This is a genomic window from Xenorhabdus bharatensis (assembly GCF_037996705.1).
Classification (GTDB): domain Bacteria; phylum Pseudomonadota; class Gammaproteobacteria; order Enterobacterales; family Enterobacteriaceae; genus Xenorhabdus; species Xenorhabdus bharatensis.
The window spans coordinates 21,807-29,712 of sequence record NZ_JBBMXG010000032.1; the positions used below are offsets into that span (position 1 = coordinate 21,807).

Here is a 7,906-nt window from a genome sequence, read left to right on the forward strand (position 1 = left end):
AGAGTCATTCGAAAAGGCTTTACGCCAAATGATGGCGGAGGCTGAACAGCGTGGTTCACAGTGGCATCATCCCAAGATGGCTAGGTTTTCAATCACAAACAAGTAGTTGTTAAGGAATTTAAGCCACGGAAGGCGAAGAGCGAACAATCAAGCTATCAATGTTATTAAGGGTATGCAACCGATTCCCAATCTTAAATCGATTGATTAGTCTAATTTTCGAGCCGCTTCCCAAATTTAGGATGTAAATATTTACAAAAGGTTACAGTTACGTAATAAATGATGTCGCTTTAAATGGCGAAGCCCCGAACTGGTAGGACAGCTAGGGGCCTCTAATACAACGTTTACCCCAACCGAAAGGAAGTAAACATGGTAAGTATAACAGTTAATGAATTAACTAAAAACTCCCCATCAGTAGAGCACATGATCCCCATCATGCACAACAATGTTCCGGTCATTACTACTGAGCTGTTAGCTGATGTTTATGAAACTGACGTGATTAACATTCAAGTTAACCACTCACGTAACAAAGAACGTTTTATTGAAGGGAAGCATTACTTTAAGTTAACTGGTTCAATTTTAAAGGAATTAAAGAACAGACTTACTCAAAGTAAGTCAGTCAATAACAGAGTATCTTCGAGCTACTCTGTTGTGGATGAGTCTAAAATTGTTGGTAAACGTGCCCGTAGTCTAATTCTCTGGACTGAACGCGGTGCAGCTCGTCACGCTAAAATGCTGGATACTGACAAAGCATGGGATGTGTTCGGAAAACTGGAAGATTTCTATTTTAACCTGAAAGGGGTTGAGACTGTGGCGATTAAATCTACAGTCCAACAACGTAACCCATTAAAGAACGCTGTTAACTTACTGGTAAGCAAAAAGAGCATTATGTACCCAGAAGCTTACTCACTCATCCACCAAAGGTTTAATGTAGAGAGTATCGATGAACTGACTGTTGAGCAGTTACCTCTGGCTGTTGAGTATGTTCATAAACTGGCTTTAGAAGGTGAATATATTCCGAAAGAGTCGTCGTTGCTTAACACTAGCTCACTACCTGATAACGGTAAGATATTAGTCACCCTTCGAAATAGGGAAATACAGGATTATCAGACGGTAGATCCCAATAGTCATGTGTTAACGCTAAATACTTTTATGGAGCTGGCACAAAGGGCAGGGTATCTCATTATTCATAAAGAGAGTTTTTCTCAGCTAGTTAACAAGTGGTAATTCCAAGCCACGGATGGCATAAACGAATATTATTCGTATAGAATACATACAATGATACTTGGTTTTGAAACCTTTTGGTAAGTTGTAATGCCAAAACTGTTGGATTAAACTAAGAGCTATATTGCAGTTTTGGCACGATGAAACTGACTGTGAGGAGGCAATCATGACAGCTACAATACGCCGCTACATGAGAGCGATGGGCAGTATTATGGATATCATGCCAGCGACTGATTACCGCAAGCTTATTCCTACTGGCTCCGATGCACAGCGATTAAGGTCAGATATGATGAACATATCGAAAGATATGAACACTTCAATCGTTACTGTTGGTGAGTCAGCCAATGCCCAAAAGCTCAGAAAAACCGCATAATGATAACTCACTACCGGAGAATGCTAATGAGCATCAAGGTAGTGAGTCACTCCAAGATAGTATAGCCGTTATAGAAGAGCGGTTAATATCTGATCCGGCTGCACTGAATAGGATATTGGATAACCCTAATATTGTTTCAGTCATACAGCATAAGATATTCGAATTTCAAGGCCCAATACCACCGCCAAGCCAGCTAAGAGAGTATGAAAATATTCTACCGGGTGCTGCTGAGCGGTTGCTTTCTTTGGCAGAAAAAGAACAAAGACATCGGCATGATATGGACAACAAGATTGTTGATGGTGGGATGTCAAAGGACAGGAGAGGCCAGTGGATGGGGCTTGGTCTTGCTCTGCTTATCCTGTGTGGCGCTTTTTATTTTGCCAGCAGCGGTGAAATAGGTTTTGCCAGTCTGCTAGTGACACTGGATTTAGTCGGGCTGGTGGCTGTGTTTGTCTTGGGGCGTTACCTGAAACAGCCACCAGATGATAGTGACGATTAACGCCGCACTCTTACATTATTCTCAATAAGCCGCCTAGTGCGGTTTTTTTACATCCAAAAAACGGGGTGAACTATGTTTGGAAAACCAGATATCCCTAACTGGAAGGGTATCCCCAACGCTGCAATCGATGCCGGAATTAGTCTAGGCGGTGCGGCGTTAATAAATACGCTATTTGGCAACTACTGGGGAATATTCAATCAGTATGGCATCCCTCTTTTACTGGCAGACAGCGTGATATCCCTGCAATACCAGAACCAGCATCGGGTTGTAAGTGCTCCGATAGAGAACGGCTCATTTGCCTCTTATAACAAGGTCGGTGAGCCTTACAAAGTGACGGTTCAGTTAAGCAAAAGTTCAGGTGGCACATTAGAGCGCGGTGCTTTCCTGTCTCAGCTTGAGATATTAGCGAAAAGCACATTGAAGTTTCATGTGGTCACACCGGAATTTGTCTACATCAATGCTGCCATTGTCGGCTATGACCTTGCACGGGAGGCCAAGGACGGCACTACGTTGATTAAGGTCAATGTCCATCTGGAAGAAGTCAGGGAGGTAAAAATTAAATATGACAAAGAGGAGGTGAAGAACCCGGACGATGCTAAGAAAAAGGACACAGGCGATCAAACGCAAAAAGTAGAAGCGCAGCAGCGAGAAGTGAACGGCATACTGGATGATATTTTGGATAGCAGAAAAACTAAATTAAAGAGGATTGGGGATTTTAGCGAAAGAGTCGGCGGTGCATTAGGTAAAGCCCTTGATAAGGGCAAAGAACTCCTAGAGATGGGGCGACAACAAATTAATGGCGGAGGGTTCTTTTAATGCTTGTTGAAATTACTTTATCTCCTATTCCCAACCAAACAACCTCATTCACGATTGGTACAGACCTAATCGACCTGACTCTTGAAAGCCGACTGGGAAATATTTTCGCCACGGTACAAAAGAACGGCGAGTATCTAGTGTGTAACCGTGTCTGCCGGAATCTGTCGTATATCTGTCGATGGTTGGTCTTTGTGGATATTGAAGGGAATACTGACCCGGAATACACCGGACTCGGTTCCCGCTATAAACTGGTATGGAACGATGAAATTTAATCGCAAGGTTATCAAAATCACGCTCACACTTTCAGGAAAAGACGAATCCTTCACCTCATCCAGCCAGAATAAACTCGCTGCCACCGGGCTACGCATTAACGCCGAAATTAACTACGGCAACGGGGCAATCACGCCTTATGCACGGGTGAAAGCTTATGGCCTGCCTATCGAGACGATGGAGAAGCTACTGCGCAAAAAATGGGGCAATTTTGAGGCGCTTCGCAATATGATGACCATTGAGGCCGGAGAAGAAGGTGAGGCGTTATCACAGGTCTTCAGAGGCGGCATCACGTTTGCCTATCCTGATTTTGGTGATGTACCCAATGCATCACTGGTGATTGAGTCGCAAACGGCGGTGTTGGATAAAATGCAGGGGGTGAATGCTGAAAGTTACGAAGGTGAACACGATGTTGCCGCTATTATCGCGACCATTTGCCAGCGCATGGGGTACACCTTTGAGTCTAACGGGGTCAGCGTGAAAGTCTCCGATCCGTACCTCCATAACACGGATATCGATAAAATCCGCCAACTGGCTCATGCTGCCAATCTGGATGTGTATATCGAAGACAAAAACGTAGCCATCACCTACAAAGACAACCCCCGGCGCACCTTAAAAATTCCGGTTATCTCGCCGGAAACAGGCCTAATCAGTTACCCTATACCAACCAATCTCGGCGTGCAGTTCAAGTGTTTCTATGACCCCCTTGTCCGGTTTGGCGGTATCGTCCGTATTACTGACAGTCTGATAAAGATATGTAACGGGGACTGGCTGGTTTTTGGTATCAGGACAATATTAGAAACCGAGCAGGATTCCGCACAATGGGCGATGGAAGTGTCAGCCAGCCGACGAGGAGAAAACTATGCCGCCATCAAGAAGTGAACGGGTATTACTTTATGATCCACAAACCACCGCCGGCGGAGCGCTCAGTCAGGAAGCCATTATCTGGTCACTGATTGGCAGAATGGGCACGGTGACCATTTGCCGGGTAGAGAAAATCCACGGGGGCGGAGTTGGCCCGGTGGGGTATGTCGATATTCTGCCTCTGGTGCAACAGGTCGATGGCGCAGGCAATATCTACCAGAATGCCACCGTCTACAATGTGCCGTACTTTCGTTATCAGGGTGGTGAAAACGCCGTCATTCTTGACCCAAAAGTAGGGGATTTGGGCTTTTGTTTTACCGCCAGCCGGGATATCTCAAAGGTGAAGAGAACCAAGAATTCAGCGCCACCGGGTAGTAAACGCAAATACGATATGGCGGACAGTCTCTATCTCGGTGGTTTACTGAATGGCACGCCGAGCCAGTTTATCCACTTTCTGGAGAGCGGAATGGACATCGTGTCCACCGGCATCGTGAACGTTAAAGCCACTAAAATTGTACTGGATGCGCCGGTTGAGACGACCAGTACCATTCAGGCCAAGAGCAATATTACCGACAACACAATCATCAATAGCCAGTCTATGGCGGGTATGCGTGAAATCTATAACCGCCACACTCATCCCGAACACGGACAAGGCGCAAATACCAGCCCACCTAACCAGAAGGCGTAATCATGCGGACATTATTTTTAATGCCTGCCACATGGGATTTAACTCTCGATGCGGCGGGCAACATTGCTATGGCCTCAGACCAGTACGCCAGAGCGCAGTCAGTGGCTAATGCCTGTCGGGTCTTCGTCAAAGACCTGTATTACTCGCAAGGGGACGGCATTCCGTATCTGGAGGAAATTTTAGGTAAGAACCGCTATTCACTGGCGATGTACCGCAAGTATTTAGAGGATGCAGCTATATCTGTCGAGGGAGTGATATCAGCTACGGCGGAACTCAGTACCGCCAATGATCGGGTAGTGAGAGGACGAATACTGTTTACTGACATTAACGGAACCAAGGGAGCAATCGAACTATGATCCCAAAACTGCAAATGACCCCACAGGGGATATTAGCCCCCCCCACACAGGAGGTGATTGACGGCTGGTGGCAGGTACTTAAGGGGTGTTTTGGTGACAATCTCAATACCGACATGAAAACCCCGCAAGGCCAACTAGTGACGACGCTAACTGCGATTATCACCGACGAACGTAACTTCTTTATCCATCTTCTGAACAGCTTTGACCCGCGTTACGCTGACGGCCTGATGCAGGATGCGCTGGGGTATATTTATTTCCTGCAACGCAAACAAGCGACCCAATCCGTGGCTGAGGTTACGATTAATGGGTTGGTCAATACGACTATCCCGGTTGGCTTTCAGGTGGCTGATAACGCCGGGAGGACGTGGAGTACGCAGACGGAAGTCACAATCGGTGATGATGGGCTCGTCACTGTGCATGTTTACTGTGATGTTGTTGGACGAATTGAAGCGGCTGCCGAGTCCATTAATCGCATTGTGAAAGCTGTTGCCGGGGTAGATTCGGTTATCAATAAACAGGCCGCTATTGTGGGCAAGGAGGCGGAATCCCGACAGGAGTTTGAGCTGAGGCGACAGCAGTCGGTAGCCGTCAATGCAAAAAACACCAATGCCGCGACACGGGGAGCAGTAGGTAATCTTAAGGGCGTGATAGACTGTTACGTTGTTGATAACCCGTCTAACGAAACAAAAACCGTAGGATTTACCCACTATCCGTTAATTCGGAACTCAATCGCAGTCTCTGTCGTGGGTGGCGATGATAATGAGATTGCCCGACATATTCTGAGCAAAGCGGGGTCTGGCTGCTCTTTTGTGGGCAATAATACGGTCAAGTACGAAGATACCGAAAGCTTTCCTTACATGCCGCCTGTTTACGATATTAAGTTCATCAGACCGCATCATATCCCTGTGGAGTTTATTATCACCTTTGAAGATAAGCTCAAGCTCACCCATCAGGACAAGGCAGCCACCCGTCAGGCTGTCATGGACGAATTCACCACAGGCCGGGGAAAAGGGCGCATTGCCAAGAAACTGATTGCCAGTGATTACATTTGTGTTGTGGCCCAAGCTGCGACTGAGCGGTTAATCGCGGTTCAGGTAGCCAGAAAAGGCGAGGCGGTAGCAAATTATCTGGAGTTCGGTATTGATGAATTCCCGGTGTTATCAGTGGATGACATAAGGATAACGTCATGATTGAGATAAAAGACACCTTTCTGAGCCAGTACGCTAACAGTCCGACCCTCTGCACTATCCTCAATAATTTCAATGATACTGTCGACCCCAGAGCCAGTACGGATGAGTTTTATCATCTGGCAGTCAATGTACTCACAGCAAAAGGGTTCGGGCTGGATATCTGGGGGCGGATTGTCGGCATTGGCAGGGATTTATCCATACCCGATCCGAATGCGGATTATTTCGGCTTTAAAGAGACAGAGAAGTATACCCCATTTGACCAGTCACCCTTTTACAGTGGCGGGGCGTCAGATATGTCCTACAAGATGGATGATTCCACTTATCGGGACGTTATTTTAATGAAGGCTTATTCGAACATTCTGTATGCCACCGCTCCGAATATTAACCGGTTCCTGAAAAGTTGCATTTTTACAGGCCGGGCCTATTACCTGATCACCGGACATATGACCGCACGATATGTTTTTGAATACCGGTTATCGGAATTAGAGAAGAACCTGATTTACCACCACAACATCTTACCCCATCCGTCAGGGGTTCAGATTTCTATCGCAGAACTGCCTGCGGGTGAATTTTTCGGCTTCTACGGAACGGGCTTTCAGCCTTTCGGTCAGGCCGCTTTTGCACAATAAGGTGAACAATGAAAAATCCTAATTTAATCCCTAAGCCCTTCGCGCAGAACGGGCAGAAAGACGCGATCCCTGCAAACCACAAATCAGACCTACCCAGCCAAAAGGCCACATGGGATACCGGGTTTCCGCAAATTACCATGATGCCCGTCACCGCAGGAGGTTTACCCCCCAGTGGACGCGATTTTAACGGTATTCTGAACCAGATTTCAGAGAATATCGTGTACTTATCCCAAGGCGGGAAGTTTAAGTATTCTCAGGAATATGCCGATTCGACCGGGGGCTACCCCAAAGGGGCAATATTGCAGTCTGATGACGAAACCCGTGAGTTTCAGAGTCTGGTGGATAACAACAAAATTAACTTTAACAAAGAGTCATCTGAGAAAGTGAGTGCGGCATGGAAACAGGTGAGCACAACTCAGCTTTTGGATGAGTTAAACAAAAAGCTCAATCGTTCAGATGTGGTGCAATCAGTCGGTAACAGTAAATCACAGGTGATGAGTCAGAATGCGGTCACTGACGCCCTGAACACCAAACAAGACAAAGGCGATTACGCCACTAATTCGGCATTGAATCAGGTCAACGACAACGCCAATAGTCGCCTTGAGAAAGCGCAGAACGGGGCGGATATTCCCAATAAGCCTGAATTTGTCAGCAATATCGGCGCTTACCCCATAACAGGTGGCACAGTAAACGGCAATGTGGATGCGACAGGGTATATATCGGGGGTTGGTGTATACGAATCCGGCGGTAAACGGGTTTACAGCCCGAATAATAAACCCAAGCCGGAGGAAATTGGTGCGTATCCTAAAACCGGTGGCGTATTAAACGGAAATCTTGAAGCGACAGGCGCTATACAGTCGGGTGAGGGCCAGAGCATCGTATCATCACAGGATGTCTGGGCAAATCGATATGTACTGGAGAAAGGGCAACGGGTTTATAGTCCGAACAATCCGCAAACTGATGGACATTTAGCCCCGGAAGGTTGGTACAGAGATACCGC

The 7,906-nt window shown here is 46.7% G+C and carries 10 protein-coding genes and 1 pseudogene; all 11 read left to right on the forward strand.

All coding sequences use genetic code 11. From position 1 onward, the window contains the following. Positions 1-366 precede the first annotated feature (366 nt). Positions 367-1,224: an ORF6N domain-containing protein gene (locus tag AAC855_RS21715; RefSeq protein WP_422824413.1), complete on the forward strand. Its 858-nt coding sequence runs from the start codon at positions 367-369 to the stop codon at positions 1,222-1,224. A gap of 163 nt (positions 1,225-1,387) precedes the next feature. Then, positions 1,388-1,594, forward strand: a complete 207-nt coding sequence (locus tag AAC855_RS20025) for a hypothetical protein (protein ID WP_099111602.1) — start codon at positions 1,388-1,390, stop codon at positions 1,592-1,594. Continuing rightward, the gene (locus tag AAC855_RS20030) at positions 1,566-2,093 is read left to right on the forward strand and encodes a DUF2335 domain-containing protein (RefSeq protein WP_340611910.1); all 528 of its coding nucleotides are present in this window, start codon (positions 1,566-1,568) and stop codon (positions 2,091-2,093) included. Before AAC855_RS20025 ends, AAC855_RS20030 begins: the two co-directional genes overlap by 29 nt. A 72-nt stretch (positions 2,094-2,165) precedes the next feature. Then, positions 2,166-2,909, forward strand: a complete 744-nt coding sequence (locus AAC855_RS20035; RefSeq protein WP_340611912.1) for a phage baseplate protein — start codon at positions 2,166-2,168, stop codon at positions 2,907-2,909. Then, a complete protein-coding gene (locus AAC855_RS20040) occupies positions 2,909-3,181 on the forward strand; it encodes a phage baseplate plug family protein (protein WP_099121326.1) in 273 nt (90 codons plus the stop codon). The genes AAC855_RS20035 and AAC855_RS20040 overlap by 1 nt, the downstream gene beginning before the upstream one ends. After that, complete coding sequence (locus AAC855_RS20045) at positions 3,171-4,061, forward strand: baseplate hub protein (RefSeq protein WP_340611914.1); 891 nt, start codon at positions 3,171-3,173, stop codon at positions 4,059-4,061. Before AAC855_RS20040 ends, AAC855_RS20045 begins: the two co-directional genes overlap by 11 nt. After that, a complete protein-coding gene (locus tag AAC855_RS20050) occupies positions 4,042-4,731 on the forward strand; it encodes a phage baseplate protein (RefSeq protein ID WP_340611915.1) in 690 nt (229 codons plus the stop codon). The genes AAC855_RS20045 and AAC855_RS20050 overlap by 20 nt, the downstream gene beginning before the upstream one ends. Positions 4,732-4,733: 2 nt before the next feature. Then, a complete protein-coding gene (locus AAC855_RS20055; RefSeq protein WP_340611916.1) occupies positions 4,734-5,087 on the forward strand; it encodes a hypothetical protein in 354 nt (117 codons plus the stop codon). Further along, positions 5,084-6,277, forward strand: coding sequence for a baseplate J/gp47 family protein (locus AAC855_RS20060; RefSeq protein ID WP_340611918.1), 1,194 nt, complete (start codon positions 5,084-5,086; stop codon positions 6,275-6,277). The genes AAC855_RS20055 and AAC855_RS20060 overlap by 4 nt, the downstream gene beginning before the upstream one ends. Beyond that, positions 6,274-6,906 carry a baseplate wedge 1 family protein gene (locus tag AAC855_RS20065; RefSeq protein ID WP_340611919.1) on the forward strand — a complete coding sequence of 211 codons (633 nt, stop codon included), beginning with the start codon at positions 6,274-6,276 and terminating at the stop codon, positions 6,904-6,906. The genes AAC855_RS20060 and AAC855_RS20065 overlap by 4 nt, the downstream gene beginning before the upstream one ends. Before the next feature lie 8 nt (positions 6,907-6,914). Continuing rightward, positions 6,915-7,906 (forward strand): annotated as a pseudogene (locus tag AAC855_RS20070) (hypothetical protein); the annotation flags it as partial.

Coding starts and splice junctions, on each gene's coding strand:
- AAC855_RS20035 (WP_340611912.1), top strand. CDS start 2,166: ATGTTTGGAAAACCAGATATCCCTAACTGGAAGGGTATCCCCAACGCT.
- AAC855_RS20025 (WP_099111602.1), top strand. CDS start 1,388: ATGACAGCTACAATACGCCGCTACATGAGAGCGATGGGCAGTATTATG.
- AAC855_RS20055 (WP_340611916.1), top strand. CDS start 4,734: ATGCGGACATTATTTTTAATGCCTGCCACATGGGATTTAACTCTCGAT.
- AAC855_RS20045 (WP_340611914.1), top strand. CDS start 3,171: ATGAAATTTAATCGCAAGGTTATCAAAATCACGCTCACACTTTCAGGA.
- AAC855_RS20040 (WP_099121326.1), top strand. CDS start 2,909: ATGCTTGTTGAAATTACTTTATCTCCTATTCCCAACCAAACAACCTCA.
- AAC855_RS20030 (WP_340611910.1), top strand. CDS start 1,566: ATGCCCAAAAGCTCAGAAAAACCGCATAATGATAACTCACTACCGGAG.
- AAC855_RS21715 (WP_422824413.1), top strand. CDS start 367: ATGGTAAGTATAACAGTTAATGAATTAACTAAAAACTCCCCATCAGTA.
- AAC855_RS20050 (WP_340611915.1), top strand. CDS start 4,042: ATGCCGCCATCAAGAAGTGAACGGGTATTACTTTATGATCCACAAACC.
- AAC855_RS20065 (WP_340611919.1), top strand. CDS start 6,274: ATGATTGAGATAAAAGACACCTTTCTGAGCCAGTACGCTAACAGTCCG.
- AAC855_RS20060 (WP_340611918.1), top strand. CDS start 5,084: ATGATCCCAAAACTGCAAATGACCCCACAGGGGATATTAGCCCCCCCC.